The organism is Streptomyces sp. NBC_00654, assembly GCF_026341775.1.
In the GTDB taxonomy this organism is placed as follows: domain Bacteria; phylum Actinomycetota; class Actinomycetes; order Streptomycetales; family Streptomycetaceae; genus Streptomyces.
This window is the reverse complement of record NZ_JAPEOB010000002.1, coordinates 688,690-709,931: the sequence shown is the minus strand read 5'-3', so window position 1 is coordinate 709,931 and position 21,242 is coordinate 688,690. Positions and strand designations below refer to the sequence as shown.

Sequence of the window (21,242 nt, the reverse complement as noted above, 5' to 3'; positions counted from 1 at the left end):
CCGCCGCCGCCCACCGTGCGCGCGGGCCCGGCTCCGCGACGTGAGCCGGGACACGTAACATGTCCGCATGTCCTTCCTCCGCCGCCGTAGCGCCGCCACACCCGCGGGCCCGGACTTCGATGTCCTGGCCATGGATCCGGGGGACTGGCCCGGAAACCTCGGCGCGGGTCTGCTTCCCGCTCCCGACGGGAGCTGTCAGGGCGTCTTCCTCCGCTACGACCTGTACGGCGGACGAGGCCCGGCCATGATCATCGGCAACCTCCCGACGGGCTCGCCCGCCCGTGAGACGGAGGAGGGCCAGGTCCCCTTCGAGGTGGCACAGCTGCTGCTCGCCCTGGAGAACGACGAGCCGATCGAGGTGACGAGCACCGAGGACGTCCCGGTGATGCAGGGGGACAACCTGCTGATCGTCCGCCGGGTCAAGCTCTCCGAGAGCCGGATCGCCTGCGTCCAGTTCGACCGCAGTGACGGTGTGCTCGTCACGATCGCCAGCTGGGACCGGCCCATCACCGACGACCTGTACGCGCTGCTGAAGCCGCTGCCGGCGGAGCTCTTCCAGCAAGGCTGAAACGTCCCTGCGCACGGCCGCCCGCACCGCGACGGGCGGCTTTCGGCTGCCTGCGCGCCACCGCCTGCCCGGTGATGAAGGAGGCCGCATGTCTCCCACCTCTTCGCCCCCCATCCGGGCCGGCGGATCGAACCCGGCAGCGAGTGGGCCGACGCGGCCAGGCTCTCGCTGACGGCACGCGGCGACGGCGGAACCGGCTGGTCCAAGGCCTGAAAGATCAACTTCTGGTCGCGGCTCCGGGACGGCGACCACACGCACAGGATGCTCGCCGAACAGCTGAGGGGCTCGCGGGCTGCGGGCCAGGGGCGGCCTCACCGTCGACATCGACCGGGCCGCAGGTGCGGCCCGCCGTGTCGTCATCACGGCGGGACGCAGCCACTCGGTGACCATCGGCAGCACACTGTTCGCGGGCGGCCGGAAGACCTTCCGGGCGCGTGCGGGCGGCCGCTACACGCTGCTGCCCGACAGCTGAGCCATCAGCCGCGTCACGCGCGCGGCGGACGTGCCGAGCCCCGTGGGACCGCCGAGGTGCCACGGGGCGCCGGTGCCGCGCCGCAGATCCTCCTCGCGGTAGCGCCGGCAGCCCCGGTGCCAGATCAGGATGCCCGCCATCCAGTTCCGGAGCTCCAGCACATAGCCCGCCAGGATCTCCCGCGCCTCGGCGTCCAGGCCGAAGTCGTCGTACAGCACGGGCAGTTCCTCCGAGGCCACGTGCTGGAACTGCCGCAGTCGTGAGTTCATCAGGTCGTGCACGATCGCCACGCCGGTCGGATAGTCGACCCCGAAGAAGTTCTGCACGACCAGGACGCCGTTGTGCACCTCACCCTCGTACTCGATCTCCTTCTGGTACGAGAACAGATCGTTCATGAGCGCGGCGTAGTCCGCGGCGGCGTTCTCCAGGGACCGGAGCGGGCCGCTGCGGTAGATCTCCGCAGGAACCTTTCGTCCGTGGCCGACCCGGCACAGGCTCATCGTCAGATCCGAGCCGAAGGTCATACGGCGCATCTCGACATAGTCGACCGGGTCGGGGATACGGTTCTGCGCCTGGTTCGCCAGCTCCCACAGCCAGCTCTCCGTCATCGACTCGATCCCGTACCGGAAGGCGCGCCGCTGCTCCCCGTCCATCGGGGCCACGGTCCGCCGCCACAGATCGGCGAGCCCCCGCTCCAGCGCGTTGACCGGCTCGGGCGTCCCGGTGCCCTCCAGCGGCATGAACTGCGAGAGCCGCTCGTTGGCCAGCCGCGCCCCGGCCAGATCACGGGTCCGCCCGTGCACCACGGGAAACCAGTCGTCGCCGTACGTACCCCAGGCCAGCCACCCCGAGGAGAGGTCCAGCTCCTCCGGTGTCGCGTCGGGATGGATCCCCGCCGCGCACAGCGGCAGATCGATGTCGAGCAGGCGCTTCTCGTCCCAGATGTGCGAGCCCGGCACTCCCGGCTGTGCCTGAAGAATGCCCATCCGCCGCGCCCAGTCGACCATCCGTACCCGCGCGCCCTCCAGATGCGGGCTCAGCGTCGTACGGAACGGGAGGTCGAAGTCGGGCAGCAGGGAGGGGCCGACATGCCGGTACGGCACATGGGTGTGGCCGCGCAGTCGCGACGACTCCGAGCGCGGGGTGAACCTGATCGAGGCGGCGGACATCCCGAGCGCCGGGGCGGCCTGCCCGGCGCCGCCGTCGTTCATGTAGCGGCTGGAGCGCAGGTGCCACTCATGGCCGCCGGACTGCCAGTCCTGGAGCCCCTTGACGTAGGCGAGGACGGCGGTGGTCTCCGCCGGGTCCAGACCCTTCTCCGCGCAGAGCGGCCCCAGTTCTGTCAGCGTGGTGTTCTCGAACTGCTGGAGCCGCGAGGTCAGCAGATCGTTGACGGCCTCGGCGGCCTCCTGGGTGGAGCAGCCGAGGAAGGTCTCCAGGACCAGTACCCCGTTGCTGTTCTCGCCCTCGTCCTCGACCTCGCGCTGGTACGAGAACAGGTCGTTGCGCAGGTGCACCGCGTCGGAGAAGGCGTCCCGCAGCACCCGCAGCGGGCGCGAGCCGGCCACCGCGTCGGGCACCTCGGCGCCGGCGGCGTACTCCACGAGCCCCGCCGACCAGGGGGCGCCGCCCACCTTGCGGCGCATCTCGATGTACTCGACGGGGTTCGCGATGCGCCCCTCGTTGATGTTGGCGAGCTCCCACAGCGACTCGTTCAGCAGATTCTCGGTCGACTCCGCGAACCGGGCCCGCCAGGCGTCCGACATCGCGGGCACCGTCCGCGCCCACAGATCGGCCAGCCCCGCCTCGACGGGGTTGGCGGGCTCGGGCATCGGCGCGCCGCGCTCCATCGGCATGAAGGCCGGCAGCCGGTCCAGATACCGCTTCCCGCCCGGCCGGTCCGGGGTGCGTTTGAACAGTTCCAGGAAGTGGTCGTCGAAGAAGAAGACCCACACGTACCAGTCGGTCACCAGGGACAGCGCCTCGGCGGAGCAGTCGGGGTGGGTGTACGCGCACAGCAGCGCGTAGTCGTGCGCTTCGAGGTCCTTCTCCTCCCAGATGCCCGAACCCTCCAGCATCCCCATTCCGCGCGCCCACTCACGGGTGTGCCGCCGTGCTTCCTCGACATGAGGATTGAGCCGTGCCGGATACGGAACATAGAAGTCCGGCAGTGAGAAGGGCTGTGCCATCTGCGTCAGGCCTTTCCAGGAGCTGCCGCGCGACATCCGCGCGGACCAGTGGTGTCCGCGCCAGCACTACCCTTCGGCCATCCGGGGCACGCACACCATCAATTAGTCAGATGAACGCCAATGGGATCGGGTGGACCGCTTCGCAGGTCAGGGCGTTCGTCAGTGGTCTGGTCCAGTGGCTCAACGAGTTGTCCGCCCAGCACTCTTGACGCATCATCACCACACGCCACAGAGTTTCCGCCCAGAACGGAGATCGCCCCCAGGCACGGATCCGGTACGCCCAGCTTCCAGAAGGGTTGTCATGACGTCCAAGCGGAGGACCAGACTCGCGCTCGCGCTGACCGCGGCCGGTGCGCTGAGCGCCGCCCTGCTCGCCCCGGCGGCCCCGGCGGGTGCCGACGGGGTGCGGCCCGAGTGCCCGCGCGGTCTCGGCTGCGACTGGGTCCCGGCGGCCTATCAGCAGACCGGCGACCCGGCCGACAAGGAGACGTACGGCAACTACGACACCGCGGACCGGCCGCACAGCAACAGGATCAAGTTCATCGTCCTGCATGACACCGAAGTGGACTTCGACACCACACTGAAGATCTTCCAGAACCCGCTGAAGCAGACCTCCGCCCACTATGTGGTGCGCTCGTCCGACGGCCACGTCACGCAGATGGTCAAGAACAAGGACGTCGCCTGGCAGGCCGGAAACTGGTATCTCAACACCCACTCGATCGGCATCGAGCAGGAGGGCTTCGCCGCCGAGGGCGCCACGTGGTACACGCCCGAGATGTACCGCTCGACAGCCAGGCTCGTACGTCATCTGGCGGCCGAGTACGGCATTCCGCTGGACCGGCAGCACATCATCGGCCACGACGGCGTCCCGCCCACCAGTGCCTCCGGGACCAAGAACATGCACTGGGACCCGGGCCCCTTCTGGGACTGGAACCGCTTCATGGCGCTCCTCGGCAGGCCCACCGTGCCGACCGCCCCCAGGGACGGCGAACTCATCACGGTCAGCCCGGACTTCAAGCGGAACAAGCAGGCCTTCCGCGACTGCGAGAAGGGTGCCGATCTGCCCCTCCAGGGGAGCAGCGCCGTCCCGCTGTACACCGAACCGTCCACCGGCTCACCGCTGTTCGCCGACCCGGGTCTGCACCCCGACGGCTCCCCGGGCACCAACTGCGCCGCCGACTGGGGCAGCAAGATCAGTGCCACCCAGCAGGCCGTCGTCGCCGGCCGGGCCCCGGGGTGGACGGCGATCTGGTGGTACGGGAAGAAGGCCTGGCTCCAGACCCCGGACCGGGCCCGGGTCACCACGCCGACGGCCGGTCATGTGGTGAGGCCCAAGGACGGGAAGGCGGAGGTCCCGGTGTACGGGGTGGCGTACCCGGAGAAGTCCGAGTACCCGCAGGACCACGCGTCGCCGGTCGTCGGCAGTCCGCTGGTCTACACGATCAAGGCGGGCCAGGCGTTCCCGGGTGGCGGCGAGGCGCCCACCGGGTACTTCTACGCGCCCACGATCGACTCCTCCAAGCCCTACGACCACACCTACTTCACGGGCGGACAGAAGTATGTGACGGTCCAGATCGGACACCGGATCGGCTTCGTGAGGGCGTCGGACGTGGATGTGGTCCGCGTACGGTGACGCACGGCGCGGCGGGGAGGGCGTGGCCTCTTCCCGCCGTGCGCCGGGTGGGGCTCAGTAGGCCGAGTCGACGTTGTCGATCGAGCCGTAACGGTCCGCGGCGTAGTTGGCCGCGGCGGTGATGTTGGCGACCGGGTCGGTGAGCTTCTTCGGCGTACCGCTGACGTGGTACGCGTCGAAGGTGGGCTGGATCACCTGGAGCAGCCCCTTGGAGGGCACGCCGTTGCGGGCGTTGATGTCCCAGTCGTTGACCGCGTGCGGGTTGCCGCTGGACTCGCGCATGATGTTGCGGTGCAGCCCCTCGTAGGAGCCGGGGATGCCCTTGGCCTTCATGATGTCGAGCGACTCGCGGATCCAGCCGTCCAGGTTGTTCTTGTACTGCGTGGGTGCGGCGGCCTTGCGGTCGGTGGAGCGGTTGGCGGCCTGCTCGGACGTGTGCGCCTTGAGGACGGCGGTCTTCTTGGCCTCCGTCTTCGCGGCCGTGGTCTTCTTGGCGGCCGCGTCCTTGATCACCGCCTCCTTGATCGCGGCGTCCTTGGCCGCCTGGATGCCGGTCGCCGGTATTCCGGCGGCCGCGACCGGCTTGACGTCGATGGAGGAGTGCGCCGCCGCGGGCCGCGCGTCACCGGACGCGCCGGTGGCGGCGAGAGCGGTGACGGAGCCTGTCGCGACGAGCACGGCGGCGGCGATCTTCTGCGAACGGTTGATGCGGATGGTGCGGATGGTGCTGAGGCGAGGCATGCGGGAGCTCTTCCGGTGGGGGACGGGCGTGGCGGCCTTCGGCGGCGCGGGGTGCAGGTACCGAATGGCCCGGCCGCGTTCGCCGGAGGCGTGGGTCGCAGGCTCGTTCTCGGTGCTTGCCGGGATCCATGGTTAACGGGCAGAACGAGGGGAGGCAATGACCCTCTTTACTACCCTTCATCGTGAGATCTTGCGGAATGGTCGTTTTGATCGGTTGATTGCACAGCGAAAGCGGTGTCGCCGCTACTACCGGCAGTCGTACGTGACGAAGGTCCTGTGGCGGGCTTCACCTGTCGGGGCAGGGGAGGCGGCACCGGTGCGCCGCAGGGTCACAGGGGCTTCACCGAGCGTGGAGGAAAACCCGTGGGGGAGTGCGGAAGGCAGCCGGAGGCGAGCGCCGGGAGGAAGGGGGAGGGGGAGCGGAGGCCGCGCCGAGCGGCGGCGGGGCGTGGGGGCGGACCCGGGCGGACTTCGGCGCTCCGGCCCGCTCACCCCCGGTCCTCAGCGGGCGCAGGTGCTTCGCCCGCTCACCACCCGGTCCTCAGCGGACGCCGGCGCTCCGCCCGCTCACTTCCGGTAGGGGGCGCAGGTGCTCCGGCCCGCTCACCGCCCGGTCCTCAGCGGACGCCGGCGCTCCGCCCGCTCACCACCCGGTCCACCTGCTCCACCGACAGGGCGTGTTCGATCGCCAGGATCCCCGCCCCCACCGCTGCCGCGTTCTCGCCCGTCCGGCTCGGCTCGATCCGCAGCACGTGCGTCGCCAGCGGGTGCGAGCGCCGGTAGACCGCCTCCCGGACCCCCGCGAGCAGCTGGTCGTGGACGGCGGCCAGCGCGCCGCCCAGCACGACCGTGTCGGGGTTGAAGAAGTTCACCAGACCGGCCAGCACCTCGCCCACCGCCCTGCCCGCCTCACGGACCATCCGTACCGCGTCCCGGTTGCCGGACTTCACCAGCCGCACCACATCGCTGCCCGATGTCGCCTCCAGCCCGAGACCGGACAGCTTCGCCGCCAGTGACGCCCCGCCCGCGACCGCCTCCAGACAGCCCGAATTGCCGCACCGGCACGGGTCGTCCAGCTCCGCGACCCGGATATGACCGATGTCACCGGCGCAGCCCTGCGCCCCCCGGTGCAGCAGGCCGTCGGCGACGATCCCGCAGCCGATCCCCGTACCGGCCTTGATGTACAGCAGATAGCGGCAGTCGGGGAAGGCACGCCGCTGCTCGGCCAGCGCCATCACGTTCACATCGTTGTCGACGAGCGCCCGCACCCCGAACCGGGCGGCGAAGAACTCCGGGATCGGGTACTGGTGCCACCCCGGCATGATCGGCGGATCCACCGGCCGCCCGGTGGAGAACTCCACCGGCCCCGGCACCCCCACGCCGATCGACCGCAGCGTGTCCGGCTCGCGCCCGGCCGCCGCCAGCAGGGTGCGCAGCGTGCGCTCCACATGGCGCAGGACGGAGTCCGGCCCGTCACCGATCGACAGCGGATCCTCCTGGGCGGCGAGCATGGTGCCGCCGATGTCCATCAGCGCCACCCGGCAGTGCGAGGCCCCCAGATCCACTCCGGCCACGGCGTGCTCGGCTGTCCGCAGCGCCAGCCTGCGCGGTGGCCGGCCGCCGGTGGAACCACCGTCCGCGTCCTCGTCCACGAAGCCGTGCCCGATCAGCGCGTCCACCCGCTGGGAGACCGTCGAGCGGGCCAGGCCGGTGATCCGGGCGATGTCCGCGCGGGTCGCGGCCGCCCCCGAACTGATCAGGGCGAGCACCTCGCCGGGGGAGTTCGAGGCGGTCGAGGAGAGGCGAACCGACGGCGAAGGCATGGCAGTCACCATAGGGACGACTTCCGCTGCTCACAAGGCTTCAATTGTTCGTTCATCGGCCTAAGTGAGGCTCAACTTCCTTGCAAATAAAGCTGCTTGAGCCCTTGACAGGTCAAAGGTGCATCACGAATCTGCTCTGCAGACCGCTTACCGAGGAGCCAGTCGATGCTGACGATGCAGGGCGTGTCCAAGAGCTTTCTCGGGGTCCGTGTGCTCCACGATGTGGGGCTCGACCTCGAAGCCGGTGAAGTGCATGCCCTCGTGGGCGAGAACGGCGCGGGCAAATCCACCCTGATGAAGATCCTCGCGGGTGAGCACACACCGGACACCGGCACCATCACTCTCGACGGCACCACGCACTCCTTCGGCCACCCCGCGCAGGCACAGGCCGCCGGGATCGGCATCATCCACCAGGAGTTCGCGCTGCTGCCGCACCGCACGGTCGCCGAGAACGTCTTCCTCGGCCGCGAACCCACCCGACGCGGTCTCGTCGACCGCCGCGCCATGGAACGCCGCACGGCCGAACTGCTGGCCCGGATCGACGAAACCGGGATCACCCCGCGCACCCCCGTCCAGGAACTCTCGGTCGCCCGCAGGCAGACCGTCGAGATCGTCAAGGCCCTCGCCTCCGACGTACGGGTCCTGGTCATGGACGAACCCACCGCGCCGCTCGCCGGCCACGAGGTCGCACGGCTGTCCGCCCTGGTGCGCAGACTGGCCGCGAGCGGGCTCGGCATCCTGTACATCTCCCACCGGTTGCCCGAGGTCTTCGACCTCTCCCACCGCGTCACCGTCCTCAAGGACGGCCGTCACGTCACCACCCTCACCACCCGCGACACCGACCCCGGCACCGTCGTACGGGCCATGGTCGGCCGTGAACTGGGCGCGTACTATCCGCCCCGGGCCCGCCCCGAGGAGCTGGGGGACACCGTCCTCGTCGTCAGCGGCGGCGCCAACTCCCATATATCCGGGATCGATCTGACCCTCCGGGCCGGCGAGGTCGTCGGTATCGCCGGACTCCAGGGATCCGGGCGCACATCCCTGGCCCGCGCGCTGTTCGGCGCCGCCCCCTTCACCGCCGGCAGCATGACCGTCGCCGGAGAACCACTGCGCCCGGCCCGCCCCCGCGAGGCCATCAGGGCCGGGATCGCCCTGGTCACCGAGGACCGCAAGGGCGAAGGACTCGCCCTGCGCCAGTCCGTCCGCGACAACGCCCTGCTCGTCACCCGCGCCGGAGCCGCCCGGTCCGGAGCCGCCCGGTCCGGAGCCGCCCGGTCCGGAGCCCTCCGCGGCGGACCGCCCGCGGGCCGCGCCGTCACCGCACTGCTCGAACGCGTACGCCTGCGGGCCCGCGGCGAGGACCAGGAGGTCCAGTACCTCTCCGGCGGCAACCAGCAGAAGGTTGTCATCGCCAAATGGCTCGCCGCCCGCCCACGGGTGCTGCTCTTCGACGAACCGACCCGGGGCGTCGACGCCGGCGCCAAGGCGGCGATCCACACCCTCGTCCGGGAACTGGCGCGCGAGGGCCTCGCCGTACTGATCATCTCCTCCGAACTGCCGGAGCTGATCGGGATGAGCGACCGCGTCGTCGTCATGGCCGACGGGCGCCCGGCAGGTGAACTGCCCGCCGGGGCGACGGAAGAGGCCATCATGCGTGTCGCCACCGGCGGCGGCCGTCCGAAGGAGGACGCCGCATGACCGAGGTCCGGACCGGCCCCACACCGGGGAAAACGCGCGGCCGGCCGCGCACACCCGCCGGGCCGCGCCTCACCGGCCCCGTCACCGGGGTCTGGCTCGCCGCCCTCGCCGTCACCGTACTAGGCTGGATCGTGGTCGCCGCCCGGGGCGGGGACTTCCTCACCGTCACCAACACGGTGGCCATCCTGCAGAACTGCGTCGCCCTGGGACTCGTCGCCGTCGGCCAGTCCGTCGTCATCCTCACCGGATCGCTCGACCTCTCGGTCGCCTACCTCATCAGCCTCGGCACCCTGGTCGCCGCCGAGACCATGCGGAGCGGCAGCGTCCTGGTCGCGATCCTGGCCGTCCTCGCCCTGTCCGCCGCCGTCGGACTCGCCAACGGCCTCATCGTCACCGGGCTGAAGGTCAACGCCTTCATCGCCACCCTCGGCACCGCCTTCATCCTGCGCGGCTGGATCGAGAACACCTACACCGGCCCCGCGGGCGAGGTCCCCGCCTCCTTCCAGCGCCTGGGCTACGACCGTGTCGGACCCGTCCCGGTCTCCGTCTTCCTGCTCCTGGCCGTCGCCGTCGTCATCTGGACCGTCACCCGCCGCACCCGGCTCGGCCACCACATGTACGCCACCGGCGGCGACGAGCACGCCGCCCGGCTCTCCGGGGTCCGCACCCGCCGCACCGTCGTCGCCGCCCACGTCCTGTGCTCGCTCTGCGTCGGCACCGCCGCGCTCTTCCTCGCCGCCCGGCTGGGCGCCGGAGCCCCCTGGGCGGGCACCGAGGCGCGCTACGACCTGGAGTCCATCGCCGCCGTCGTCCTCGGCGGCACCGCACTCGCCGGCGGACGCGGGGGAGTGGCGGGCACCCTCGGCGGTGTCCTCGTCCTCGCCGTCCTCGACAGCGTCTTCAACCAGCTCGCCGTCGACCCGTTCTTCAAGAACGTCGTCCGCGGCGTCGTCATCATCGCGGCGGTCGCCCTGTACGCCGGGCGCCGCCGCGCCCCGCAGGGGAGGACCGCATGACCGCCGCCACCGAGGCCGCGCCCGCTGGACGCCGCCTCCTGCGCGCCCTGGGCACCGGCACCCCCGTATGTGTGCTGCTCGCCGTGCTGCTGGCCGCCCTCGCCCTCACCGACCCCGGATTCTACGAACCCGACCGCTTCCTCGCCTTCGTCAAGCGCGCGGCTCCCCTCGTCATCCTCGCGGCGGGCCAGTATCTGGTCATCGTGTGCGGCGAGTTCGACCTCTCCGTGGGGGCGATCGTGACCGCCGGGGTGGTGGTCGCGGCCGAACTGTACGGTTCCTTCCCCGGCGCGCCCTGGCCGCTGGTCACCGCTGCCCTGCTGCTCGCCGGGGCGCTGGCCGGACTGGTCAGCGGACTGATCACCACCCTGCTCAGGGTGCCCTCCTTCATCACCACGCTCGGCATGATGCTGATCCTCGAAGGGGCCGTCTTCTTCTGGACGGGCGGCTCCCCGCACGGTGCCCTGCCCGCCGCGTTCCGGCAGCTCGGCCGGGGCACCGCGCTGGGCTGGCTGCCCTGGGCCGTGCTCGCCTGCCTCGCCGCCGGGCTGCTCGCCGTGGCGCTGATGCGCTCCGACTTCGGCCGCACCCTGATCGCCACCGGCGACAGCGAGCGGACCGCCGGACTCTCCGGTGTCCGGGTCGCCCGCGTCCGCACCATCGCCTTCATCCTCTCCGGCGTCGCGGCAGCCCTCGCCGCCGTACTCGTCGGCGGCTTCTCCGGGGTCTCCGCACAGGCGGGCCGGGGCTACGAGTTCGAGGCGATCACCGCCGTCGTGCTGGGCGGGGTCCTGCTCGGCGGTGGCCGGGGCTCCGTCGTCGGGGCGATGGCGGGGGCCTTCTCCCTCCAGGCCCTGTTCACGCTGCTCAACCTCCAGGGGGTCTCCGGTGCCCTGGAATCGACCGTGCAAGGCGTCATCGTCATCGCCGCCGTCGGACTCGGCGCGGCCGACCGGTCCCGGCCGCGCCGCCGGCGTACCGAACCCTCGGGAGTGAAACCCACATGAGTACGCGACTGACCCGGCACACCCTCCTCCCCGTGACCGCTGTGCTCGGCGCGGCCCTGCTCGCCGGGTGTACGAGCGATGTGCCGTCGAACCCCCCGTCGGCCACGTCCGCCGGTCCCGCCGACGGCTCCGGGACCGGCGAACAGTCGAAGTTCTTCGACCGGACCGAGTACGAACGGCAGCTCGCCCTCGGCGAGGAGGCGGCCCAGGGCCCGGCGGACAGGCCGTGGGAGCAGATGCTCCGGCCCGAGTTCACCGACACCTCCCAGTACCGGCGCAAGGGATCCGGTGGCCTGCACCTGTGCTTCTCCAACGCGGGGGTGTTCAACCCCTGGCGTCAGGTCGGCCTCAGGAACATGAGGGCCGAGGTCGCGCTCCACAAGGAGATCACCGAGTTCACCGTTCTGGACGCCCAGGGCAAGGACGACAAACAGATCTCCGACATCCAGGAGCTCACCGGCAGGGGCTGCGACGCCCTGATCGTCTCCCCGAACACCACCGCGACCCTCACCCCCGCGGTGAAACAGGCCTGCGCGAAACTGCCCGTCATCGTCTTCGACCGGGGTGTGGACAGTGACTGCGCGGTCACCTTCATCAACCCCGTCGGCGGCTACGGATATGGGGCGGCCGCCGCCGATTTCCTGGTCGGGAAGGTCAAGTCCGGGGGCAAGGTCCTCGCCCTGCGGATCTCGCCCGGCGTCGATGTGCTGGAGACCCGCTGGTCGGCGGCGAAGCTCGCGTTCGACCGGAGCGGACTGGACGTCGTGGACGTGAAGTTCACCGACGGCGACCCCGCCAGGACCAAGTCCATCGTCTCCGACGCACTCACCCGCCACGGCAGGATCGACGGCGTCTGGATGGACTCCGGCGCGACCGCCGTCGCCGCCGTCGAGGCGTTCGAGGACGCGGGCAGGGACGTACCGCCGATCACCGGAGAGGACCAGCAGGACTTCCTCCAGGCGTGGAAGGACAAGAAGCTCACCGCCGTCGCCCCCTCGTACCCGACGTTCCAGTGGCGTACGCCCGTCATCGCCGCGCTGAGGATCCTCCGGGGCGAGCAGGTCCCCAGGGAATGGAAACTGCCGCAGCCCACCGTCACCGAGGACACCCTCGACCAGTACCTCAAGCCCGGTATGCCCCCGCTGCACTACGCGATGTGCGGCTGCGAGGACCTGCCCGGTTTCCCGGAGAAGTGGGGAGGGAAGAAGTGAGCCCCGTACGCCTCCCCCTCGGCGCGAACCCGTGGATCTGGCATTCCCCCGTGACGTACGAAGCACTCGGCGACGTCCTGCCGCGCCTGTCCGCCTGGGGTTTCGACTGTGTCGAGATCCCGCTGGAGAACGAACGTGACTGGTCACCCGCGTCGGTGGGCAGACTCCTCGACGTCTCCGGGCTCGCGCCCGCCGCGGTGATCGCCGTGATGCCGCCCGACCGCGATCTCGTCCGCACCGACCCGCGTACCGTCCAGGTCACCCAGGACTATCTGCGCCGCTGCGTCGACGCCGCCCACGCGCTGAACGCCCCCACCGTCGCCGGGCCCCTCTACGCGGCCGTCGGGCGCACCTGGCGGCTGGACCGGCGCGAACGCGAAGCGGCCTACGCGGAGTTGCGCGAGAACCTCGCTCCGGTCGTCCGCCATGCCGCGGACGCCGGTGTACGGCTGGGGGTGGAACCCCTCAACCGGTACGAGACGAGTCTGCTCAACACCGTCGAGCAGACCCTCGACGCCCTCACCGGGCTCCCCGGGGACACCATCGGCCTGGCGCTGGACACGTACCACCAGAACATCGAGGAACGCTCCCTGGCCGCCGCCGTCCACCGCGCCGCGGGCCGCATCGTCCATGTCCAGGTGTGCGCCAACGACCGGGGCACCCCCGGCGCCGACTCCCTCGACTGGACCGGTTTCCTCACCGCGCTCCTGGCGAGCGGGTACCGGGGGCCGCTGTGCATCGAGTCGTTCACCGCGCACAACGACGCCATCGCGGTCGCCGCCTCGGTGTGGCGGCCGCTCGCCCCCGCCCAGGACACCATCGCCACGGAGGGCCTGGCCTTCCTGCGTACCGCTCTGGCCGCCCTGGAACAGCCCCCGGCCGCCGCCCCCTGACCCCCGGGCCGCCGCCGTACCCCGACCCTGCTCGTCCACCCGTCGAGAGAGGACCCATGTGAGCCGCCAACGATGGAAATGTCATGCTCGTGACATAGGGAGGGCGCTGATCGCCTCGGTGGGCGCCCTGCTCCTCGCCCTGACCGCGCTGCCGGCCGGCGCGGCGACCACCGGCAAGGCACCCGCCTTCAACGTCCTGCTCTTCACCCGTGCCGCGGGCTATGTCCACGCCTCCATCCCCGCGGGCATCCAGATGTTCGAGGAGGAGGCGGCGGAGAACAACTTCTCCCTCGTCGAGACCGCCGACCCCGCGGTCTTTGACGACGCGAAGCTCAAGGAGTTCGACGCCGTCGTCATGCTGCAGAACTCCGGCATGGTGTGGGACACCGACGCCCAGCGCGAAGCGTTGCGTTCCTATGTACAGGGCGGAGGCGGCATCGTCGCCCTCCACAACACCCTCGACATGGGAGTCGAGCAGGAGTTCCCCTGGTGGGACGAGGTCATCAACGGCGGCGCGCACATGCCCGCCCACTCGCCCGGTGTCCTGAAGGGCACCGCCAAGGTCGCCGACCGTGTCCACCCCTCCACCGCCGGTCTCCCCGAACGCTGGGAGCGCCCCGAGGAGTGGTACAACTTCGACGCCAACCCCCGCGGTGACGTCCATGTCCTGGTCACCGCCGACGAGACCACCTACGACCCGGGCGGCTCCGCGATGGGCGCCGACCACCCCATCTCCTGGTGCCGCAACACCGAGGGCGGCAGGGTCTGGGCCACCGCCATGGGCCACGACATCCCCGCGTACACGGAGGCCGCCTTCCGCGACCACGTCATCGGCGGTCTCCGGTGGGCCGCGGGCAACAAGCCCGGCGACTGCGGCGGCACCGTGTGGAACGGCTACGAGAAGGTCACCCTCGACGACAACACCGCCGACCCGATGGAACTGGACGTCGCCAAGGACGGACGGGTCTTCTACATCCAGCGCAGCGGTGAGGTGAACGTCTTCGACCCCGCCACGCACGCCACCACCACCGCCGGAAAGCTCGACGTCTACGGCGGTGGCGAGGACGGCCTCGTCGGGATGGAACTCGACCCGGACTTCACGAAGAACCACTGGATCTACCTCTACTACGCCCCCGCGGGCGCCACCCAGGACGTCAACCGGCTCTCCCGCTTCACGGTCGAGGGCAACACCCTCGACCTCACCAGCGAGAAGACACTCCTCGACGTCCCCGCCTACCGCGACCGCACCTTCCCCGAACCGGGCCACACCGGCGGCGCCGTCGAGTTCGGCCCCGGCCGTACCCTCTACCTGGGCGTCGGCGACGACACCCCGCCCAACCTCGATCCGGACTGGCAGGGTTACGCCCCGCTCGACTGGCGCGAGGGCAAGGAGATGCTCGACGCCGCCCGTACCGCCGGCAGCACCGACGACCTGCGCGGCAAGATCCTGCGCATCAGGCCCACCGACGCGGGCGGCTACACCATCCCCAAGGGCAACCTCTTCGCCGAGGGAACCGTGGACACCCGCCCCGAGATCTACGCCATGGGCTTCCGCAACCCGTTCCGCTTCACCGTCGACCCGAAGACCGGCTACGTCCACGCCTCCGACTACGGCCCCGACCGCGGACTGCCCACCACCGACCGCGGCCCCGAGGGCCTCGTCGAGTACAACGTCATCAAGAAGGCCGGGAACTTCGGCTGGCCGTTCTGCCACGGCAACAACCAGGCGTACGCCCCCTACAACCCGGACACGGAGGAGGTCGGCCCCAAGTTCGACTGCGCCAAGCCGGTCAACGCCTCACCCAACAACACCGGGCTGCGCGAACTCCCCCCGGTCCAGCAGCCGGAGATCTGGTACGGATACGGCGCCTCCCCGGAGTTTCCCGAGGTCGGCAGCGGCGGCTCGGCCCCGATGAGCGGACCGGTCTACCACTACGACAGCAAGAACCCCTCCACCACCAAGTTCCCCGCCTACTTCGAGGGCGCGAGCTTCTTCTACGAGTGGGCGCGCGACTACGTCAAGGAAGTCCGCTTCGACAAGGACGACAAGGTCCTGAAGATCAACGACTTCCTGTCCTCGCAGAAGTTCAACAAGCCGATGGACATGACGTTCGGCCCCGACGGCTCGCTGTACGTCCTCGAATGGGGCTCCTCCTTCGGCGGCGGCAACAACGACTCGGGGCTCTACCGCGTCGACTACGCCCAGGGACAGCGCGCCCCGGTCGCCAGGGCCACCGCCTCCGCGACCGACGGTCCCGTGCCGCTGAAGGTCGACTTCTCCGCCGAGGGCAGCGAGGACCCCGACGGCGACGCGCTCGGCTACGCCTGGGACTTCGACGGCGACGGCACCTACGACTCCACCGAGCCCGCCCCCAGCCACACCTACACCGTCAAGGGCGACTACGCGGCCCAGCTGAAGGTCACCGACGCCGGCGGCAAGTCCGGCTACGCCAACATCCCCGTCACGGCGGGCAACACCGCCCCGGAGGTCACCATCGACTTCCCCGTCAGCGGCAGACTCATCGAGTTCGGCGACAGGATCCCGTACAGGGTCACCGTCACCGACCCCGAGGACGGCCCGGTCGACTGCGCCGAGGTCACCGTCAACCCGGCCCTCGGCCACGACGACCACGAACACCCCACCACCGACATCCCCGGCTGCGAGGGCACCGTGGACACCGGTGACCTGGGCGGCCACCCCGAGGGCGCCGACCTCACCTATGTACTCAACGCCAAGTACACCGACAAGGGCGGCGACGGCGTCTCGGCCCTGACCGGCTACGGGCGATCGGTGCTCCAGCCCCGGCACAAGCAGGCCGAGTACCACGACGCCCAGTCCGGCACCCGGATCGTTTCCCAGGAAGGCGCCGAGAACGGCAAACGGATCGGGGACATCTCCGACGGTGACTGGGTCGCCTTCGACCCGATGAGCGTCGAGGGCATCGCCACCGTCAGCTACACCCTCTCCTCGCCCAACGGTGTGGGAGCGGTCGAACTCCGCGCGGACGCCCCGGACGGCACCCTGCTCGCCACCACCCCTGTTCCCGACACCGGAGGCTGGGACACCTACCGGGCCACGCCACCCGTTCCCGTCCAGGCACTGAACGGAACCCACAAGCTCTATCTGGTCTTCACCTCGCCGCAGGACAATTCCTTCGACGTGGACGCGGTGGACTTCGCGACCGGCTGACACCTGACAGCTGCTGCCAGGCAGCTGCCAACTTCCGGCCGACAGAAGGGCCTTGCTGTCAGGACCGGGCTCCTCTGCCAGGCCCTGCTCCCGGGGCACTGGCAGAGGGCCTGACACCGGTCCTGACACTGGTCTGACAACCGGCGCCGGGCAAGGAACAGCGCGCTGCGGGACCGGTGTGTCGGCACCGGCCCCGCAGCGCGTTTCCCCTCCGCCCCGGTCCTGCTCCCGCGGTCCCCGTCCCCGCGCGGACCGCGCAACTGCCGCGGTCCGCTCAGCGGGTGCCGACCGCCGCCCGCACGGCCCGCCGCGCCATGGCGCAGTCGTCGTGCAGCCTGCGCAGCAGTAGCCGCTGCTCCTCGCCCGAGAAGTGCGGACCCGGCCGGTCCTGGACGGCACCCGCCGGCGACGCCTCGCGCATGGTGCGCTGCACGGCCGTCTCGTACTGCCGGATCTCCCGCGTCAGCACCAGCATCAGGTTCACCAGGAACGCGTCGCGCGCCGCCGGACCCGCGGCCTGCGCCAGCTGACTGATCTGCCGCCGCGCCACCGGTGCGTCACCGAGCACCGCCCACAGCGTCGCCAGGTCGTAGCCCGGCAGATACCAGCCCGCGTGCTCCCAGTCCACCAGCACCGGGCCGGTGGGCGACAGCAGGATGTTGGAGAGCAGCGCGTCGCCGTGGCAGAACTGCCCCATGCCCTGCCGTCCGCCCGCGTGCGCCAGACCGTGCAGCAGCTTCTGCAGATCACCCAGATCACGGTCGGTGAACAGACCGAGCTCGTGATAGCGCGCGATCCGCGAGGCGTAGTCCAGCGGTGCCTCGAACAGACCGGGCGGCGGCCGCCAGGCGTTGACCCGGCTGATCGCACCGAGCGCGGCCCGCACATCCGCCCGGGGCGGGGCCTCGGAAGGGTGCCTCGTCAGGGCCGCGACCCGGCCGGGCATCCGCTCGATGACCAGGGTGCAGTTCTCCGGGTCCGCCGCGATCAGCCTGGGCACCCGAACCGGTGGGCGGTGCCGGACGAACGCGCGGTACGCAGCTATTTCGTGCCGGAACCGTTCCGTCCATGCCGGGGAGTGGTCCAGTAAGCACTTGGCCACGGCCGTGGCCCGGCCGGTGGTGCCGACGATCAGGACCGAACGGCCGCTGCGGCGCAGCACCTGGACCGGGTTGAACTCGGGGCAGATGCGCTGCACCGAGACGATGGCCATGCGCACCTGCGCGCCCTGCGGCCCGGACAGGTCGATCCTTCCGCTGAGCGGCCCGGCGCCCGGCCCCCCCGCCCGCCGCGGCCGGCCCAGCACCGGCGTCGGCGCACCGGAGTGGGGAGCGAGATACGGACCGCCCCCCGCTCCCATGGGTCGGATCGGCCGGGGCGGGGCGGACACGGAGGACGATGCTGTGTACATGGGCGAGACAGATCCCTTCGCGCGCCGACAGATTGCGTGCGCCGCCCCGGCCGGCGGCCGTTCGGCACCCTGGGGAGTACCGAGGGCTGCCGGGCGGGGTGGCGCTTTCCTACCTGACACCGGACCGCGGGTGGCAGACCATCTGGCGTGCCCTGGCGAACCCTGGCGAATAGTCGACCCGCATCTGACAGGGGGTTAGTGTCAAGTCAGCCGAGAACCTGGGGGCTTGACGTGACCGGACTACCCAACACCCGTCTCTCCGACCTGTTCGGCCTGGCCGGCTGGTCCAAGGGCGAACTCGCGAGAATGGTGAACCGGCAGGCGGCGGCCATGGGCCACCCCCAGCTGGCGACCGACACCTCGCGGGTCAGGCGCTGGATCGACATGGGGGAATCCCCGCGCGATCCCGTGCCCGAAGTGCTGGCAGCCCTGTTCACCGAGCGGCTCGGCCGTGTCGTGACCATCGAGGACCTCGGGTTCGGCCGACGCGGGCGTGTGGGGAAACGGCGTGACTCCGGGACGGACAAGAATCCCGACGGATTGCCGTGGGCGCCCGAACGGACGGCAGCGGTCCTCACCGAATTCACGGGAATGGACCTCATGCTCAACCGACGCGGCTTGGTGGGGGCGGGCGCCGCGCTCGCCGCCGGATCAGCCATCACCGGCGCCATGCACGACTGGCTGCACAGCGACCCCGCTCCGGCGGCCGATGTGCCACGCACCGACGACCCCCTGCACGCGGACCCGGCCGGCTTCGACCGGTACGAGGCGGCACCCGTCGGGTCCCAGGAGATCGAGGCCCTGGAGCACTCGGTCCAGGTGTTCCGCGCCTGGGACGCCGCCAGGGGCGGCGGACTGCAGCGCAAGGCGGTCGTGGGCCAGCTCAACGAGGTGGGGGGCATGCTCTCCTACCGCCACCCCGACCATCTCCAGCGGCGGCTGTGGGGTGTCGCCGCCGACCTCGCCGTGCTCGCGGGCTGGATGTCCCACGACGTCGGTCTCGAACCCACGGCCCAGAAGTACTTCGTCATCGCCGCCCACGCGGCCCGTGAGGGCGGCGACCGGCCACGCGCCGGGGAAGCACTTTCCCGGGCGGCCCGCCAGATGGTGCACCTGGGCCGGCCCGACGAGGCACTGGACCTGATGAAGCTCGCGAAGTCGGGATCCGGCGACGAGGTGCTGCCCCGCACACAGGCGATGCTGCACACCATCGAGGCCTGGGCACAGGCGGCCCTGGGACGGGGTCAGGCCATGCGGCGGACACTGGGCGAGGCCGAGGAGTACTTCGTCTCGGACAAGGGTGATGTGCCGCCCCCCAGTTGGATGCAGATGTTCGACGAGGCCGATATGCACGGCATGCAGGCGCTCGCCTTCCGCACGCTGGCCGAGCACGATCCGGCGGTCGCCGCACTGGCCCAGCGCCATGCGAAGGAAGCCCTGGAGCTGCGGATCGACGGACGCCAGCGGTCCAAGATCTTCGACTACATCTCGCTCGCCTCGGCCTGCTTCATCGCCGACGATCCCGAGCAGGCCGACCGGTACGCACGGCTCGCCCTGGTGGCGATGGGGGAGACCTCCTCGCACCGCACCTGGGACCGGCTCCACGAGATGTACCGGCTCACCGACCGGTTCACGGGTGACGCGCGGATTCAGGACCTGCGTGAGGAGATCGAGCACCTGCTGCCGCAGACCGCCGCCAAGAAGGCCGGGAGTTCCCGGATCTGATCCGGCGCGTCCGATTCCGGGACGCCGTCCGAACCCGTCGCGCTGTCACCGGCCGCGCACCCTTCCGCCCGTACCCGTCCCGACCTCCCGTGTCCCACCACTCATCGCTCGTACACCCACCGGCGTCCGACAACGGCGTCCGGCACCGGCGGGCGTCACACCGCCTCTCGCTCCGTCATGCCCCGATGCGGGCAATCAGCACACACGCGTCGTCCGGGCGCTCGGTCCCGCCGAACTCCTCGACGACGGTCCGTACGCATTCCTGTGCCGTGCGGGTCCGTGCGAACCGCGGCGCGAGGCCGAGCAGCGCTTCCGGTCCCGCACTCCGGTCGCCGCGCCGGGTCAGTCCGTCGGTGTGCAGAACGAGCACGTCGCCGGGCAGCAGGCGCACTTCCTCCTGCTCGTAGGTGACCCCGGACGCCGCTCCGAGCAGCACCCCGTCCGGCGGGGGCAGCGGACGCCCCGTTCCGCCACGGAACAGCAGTGGTGCGGGGTGCCCCGCCTGTGCCCAGCTGAGGATGCCGGTCGTGCGGTCGAACCGGCAGCACAACGCGCTGCCCAGCGAGGGCTGCATCGACGATTCGAGCACCTGGTTGAGATGCCCCATCAGGGCTCCCGGATCGATCCCGGCCACCGCCATGCCCCGCAGGGCGCCGAGCATCATCGCCATGGCGGAGGTGGCCGGGATGCCGTGGCCGGTCAGATCGCCGACGGTGAGCAGGGTCCTGCCGTCGGGCAGCTCCATCGCGTCGTACCAGTCGCCGCCGATGAGGCTGCTCGACTCCGACGGCAGATAGTGGGCCGCGACGTCCAGTGCGCCCGGTCCCTGCTGGGGGAGGCGTAAGGATCCGCGCCACGGGGGCAGGACCGCCTCCTGCAGCTCGACCGCCATCCGGTGTTCGGTGCGGACGATGTGCTCGCGGCGGCGGGCCGAGTCACGGGTCCGGCCGACCGTCCGCTCACCGCGGCGCAGCTCGCTGACGTCGCGCAGTACCGCCCACATGGAGGCGGTGCAGCCCTCGGGGTCCAGGAGGGGTTCGCCCATCATGTGCAGGGTCCGCGTCCCGCCGTCCGGCCGCAGGACGCGGAACTCTCCGTCTATCGGCTTTCCGTCGACGAGGCAGTCCGTCACCATCGCGGTCAGCAGCGGCTGGTCCTCGGGGGGGAGCACGGAGGGCAGCTCGTCGAGCGACAGCGGTCCCGCTCCGGGCTCCCTGCCGAAGATCCGGTACAGCTCCTCGGACCAGCTGACCTCGTCGGTGAGAAGGTTCCATTCGGCGCTGCCGACCCTGCCCACGAGTGACCCCGGCCGTGGCGCGGCCGGCGCTCCGGGCGCGGGGAGGTCAGGGCCGGGCGCGGCGCCGACGGCGCTCCGCGCCGACGGGCCCGCTCTCAGCTGCCCCAGGTGCTCGTCGAGACCGTCGAGGTGGATGACCGCGAGATCACACAGGGCACGCTGCCAGCGCAGCTGGGGATCGTCCTCGCCGATCACCGCGGAGTCCCGCCGCACGGCGTCCACGTCCCCGCGCAGCCGGCGGGTCCGGTCGATCAACGCGTCGACGGCATCGTGTTCGGGAGACTGTGGTGCGGGGCGGTCCGCGAAGAGAGGGGACGGCATCTCGAACTCCGATACAGGCGCGGCGCGGCCGGTTCTGAAGGGTGGAC

Annotated in this window: 14 protein-coding genes and 1 pseudogene; 10 read left to right on the top strand and 5 right to left on the bottom strand. The window is 70.9% G+C overall.

The genetic code is table 11. The features are described from left to right. The first annotated feature begins 67 nt into the window (after window positions 1-67). Both OHA98_RS23405 and OHA98_RS23400 read left to right on the top strand, forming a co-directional pair. Entirely contained in the window at window positions 68-568 is a 501-nt protein-coding gene (locus tag OHA98_RS23405) for a hypothetical protein (protein ID WP_073728595.1), read from the top strand. Between the two features lie 87 nt (window positions 569-655). Further along, window positions 656-1,040, top strand: a pseudogene (locus tag OHA98_RS23400) (glycoside hydrolase family 95 protein); the annotation flags it as partial. Here the strand turns inward: OHA98_RS23400 and OHA98_RS23395 are convergent. Next, a complete protein-coding gene (locus OHA98_RS23395) occupies window positions 1,016-3,229 on the bottom strand; it encodes a terpene synthase family protein (protein ID WP_266928699.1) in 2,214 nt (737 codons plus the stop codon). The pseudogene OHA98_RS23400 and the gene OHA98_RS23395 overlap by 25 nt on opposite strands. A gap of 301 nt (window positions 3,230-3,530) precedes the next feature. Here OHA98_RS23395 and OHA98_RS23390 point away from each other — a divergent pair, with 301 nt between their 5' ends. Continuing rightward, window positions 3,531-4,862 (top strand): N-acetylmuramoyl-L-alanine amidase, encoded by a 1,332-nt coding sequence (locus OHA98_RS23390; RefSeq protein WP_266928698.1) that lies wholly within the window; start codon window positions 3,531-3,533, stop codon window positions 4,860-4,862. Between the two features lie 54 nt (window positions 4,863-4,916). Here the strand turns inward: OHA98_RS23390 and OHA98_RS23385 are convergent, their stop codons facing one another. After that, window positions 4,917-5,603 carry a transglycosylase SLT domain-containing protein gene (locus OHA98_RS23385; protein ID WP_266928697.1) on the bottom strand — a complete coding sequence of 229 codons (687 nt, stop codon included), beginning with the start codon at window positions 5,601-5,603 and terminating at the stop codon, window positions 4,917-4,919. Window positions 5,604-6,220: 617 nt separating this feature from the next. Continuing rightward, complete coding sequence (locus OHA98_RS23380) at window positions 6,221-7,426, bottom strand: ROK family transcriptional regulator (protein ID WP_266928696.1); 1,206 nt, start codon at window positions 7,424-7,426, stop codon at window positions 6,221-6,223. 165 nt (window positions 7,427-7,591) lie between these two features. Between OHA98_RS23380 and OHA98_RS23375 the strand changes: the two genes are divergently transcribed. The 6 genes from OHA98_RS23375 (at window position 7,592) to OHA98_RS23350 (ending at window position 16,441) form a co-directional block, all read left to right on the top strand. Then, the gene (locus tag OHA98_RS23375) at window positions 7,592-9,124 is read left to right on the top strand and encodes a sugar ABC transporter ATP-binding protein (protein WP_266928695.1); all 1,533 of its coding nucleotides are present in this window, start codon (window positions 7,592-7,594) and stop codon (window positions 9,122-9,124) included. Next, window positions 9,121-10,140: an ABC transporter permease gene (locus OHA98_RS23370; protein ID WP_266928694.1), complete on the top strand. Its 1,020-nt coding sequence runs from the start codon at window positions 9,121-9,123 to the stop codon at window positions 10,138-10,140. The genes OHA98_RS23375 and OHA98_RS23370 overlap by 4 nt, the downstream gene beginning before the upstream one ends. Beyond that, window positions 10,137-11,147, top strand: a complete 1,011-nt coding sequence (locus OHA98_RS23365) for an ABC transporter permease (RefSeq protein ID WP_266928693.1) — start codon at window positions 10,137-10,139, stop codon at window positions 11,145-11,147. The genes OHA98_RS23370 and OHA98_RS23365 overlap by 4 nt, the downstream gene beginning before the upstream one ends. Continuing rightward, a complete protein-coding gene (locus tag OHA98_RS23360) occupies window positions 11,144-12,358 on the top strand; it encodes a substrate-binding domain-containing protein (protein WP_266928692.1) in 1,215 nt (404 codons plus the stop codon). The genes OHA98_RS23365 and OHA98_RS23360 overlap by 4 nt, the downstream gene beginning before the upstream one ends. Beyond that, on the top strand, window positions 12,355-13,251 hold the full coding sequence (locus OHA98_RS23355; RefSeq protein WP_266928691.1) for a sugar phosphate isomerase/epimerase: 897 nt from the start codon (window positions 12,355-12,357) through the stop codon (window positions 13,249-13,251). The genes OHA98_RS23360 and OHA98_RS23355 overlap by 4 nt, the downstream gene beginning before the upstream one ends. 106 nt (window positions 13,252-13,357) lie before the next feature. Then, entirely contained in the window at window positions 13,358-16,441 is a 3,084-nt protein-coding gene (locus OHA98_RS23350; protein WP_266930866.1) for a ThuA domain-containing protein, read from the top strand. 274 nt (window positions 16,442-16,715) lie between these two features. Here OHA98_RS23350 and OHA98_RS23345 read toward each other — a convergent pair whose 3' ends face one another. Continuing rightward, window positions 16,716-17,852, bottom strand: coding sequence for an aminoglycoside phosphotransferase family protein (locus OHA98_RS23345; protein ID WP_266928690.1), 1,137 nt, complete (start codon window positions 17,850-17,852; stop codon window positions 16,716-16,718). 231 nt (window positions 17,853-18,083) lie between these two features. Between OHA98_RS23345 and OHA98_RS23340 the strand changes: the two genes are divergently transcribed. After that, window positions 18,084-19,577 carry a hypothetical protein gene (locus OHA98_RS23340; RefSeq protein WP_266928689.1) on the top strand — a complete coding sequence of 498 codons (1,494 nt, stop codon included), beginning with the start codon at window positions 18,084-18,086 and terminating at the stop codon, window positions 19,575-19,577. 175 nt (window positions 19,578-19,752) lie between these two features. On the opposite strand, the gene OHA98_RS23335 is transcribed toward OHA98_RS23340, so the two are convergent. Further along, the gene (locus OHA98_RS23335; RefSeq protein WP_266928688.1) at window positions 19,753-21,195 is read right to left on the bottom strand and encodes a PP2C family protein-serine/threonine phosphatase; all 1,443 of its coding nucleotides are present in this window, start codon (window positions 21,193-21,195) and stop codon (window positions 19,753-19,755) included. Window positions 21,196-21,242: the final 47 nt, after the last annotated feature.

Bases quoted from the DNA above. Each gene is read 5' to 3' on its own strand.
- OHA98_RS23380 (WP_266928696.1), bottom strand. From the start codon at position 7,426: ATGCCTTCGCCGTCGGTTCGCCTCTCCTCGACCGCCTCGAACTCCCCC.
- OHA98_RS23390 (WP_266928698.1), top strand. From the start codon at position 3,531: ATGACGTCCAAGCGGAGGACCAGACTCGCGCTCGCGCTGACCGCGGCC.
- OHA98_RS23370 (WP_266928694.1), top strand. From the start codon at position 9,121: ATGACCGAGGTCCGGACCGGCCCCACACCGGGGAAAACGCGCGGCCGG.
- OHA98_RS23335 (WP_266928688.1), bottom strand. From the start codon at position 21,195: ATGCCGTCCCCTCTCTTCGCGGACCGCCCCGCACCACAGTCTCCCGAA.
- OHA98_RS23360 (WP_266928692.1), top strand. From the start codon at position 11,144: ATGAGTACGCGACTGACCCGGCACACCCTCCTCCCCGTGACCGCTGTG.
- OHA98_RS23385 (WP_266928697.1), bottom strand. From the start codon at position 5,603: ATGCCTCGCCTCAGCACCATCCGCACCATCCGCATCAACCGTTCGCAG.
- OHA98_RS23405 (WP_073728595.1), top strand. From the start codon at position 68: ATGTCCTTCCTCCGCCGCCGTAGCGCCGCCACACCCGCGGGCCCGGAC.
- OHA98_RS23345 (WP_266928690.1), bottom strand. From the start codon at position 17,852: ATGTACACAGCATCGTCCTCCGTGTCCGCCCCGCCCCGGCCGATCCGA.
- OHA98_RS23365 (WP_266928693.1), top strand. From the start codon at position 10,137: ATGACCGCCGCCACCGAGGCCGCGCCCGCTGGACGCCGCCTCCTGCGC.
- OHA98_RS23395 (WP_266928699.1), bottom strand. From the start codon at position 3,229: ATGGCACAGCCCTTCTCACTGCCGGACTTCTATGTTCCGTATCCGGCA.
- OHA98_RS23375 (WP_266928695.1), top strand. From the start codon at position 7,592: ATGCTGACGATGCAGGGCGTGTCCAAGAGCTTTCTCGGGGTCCGTGTG.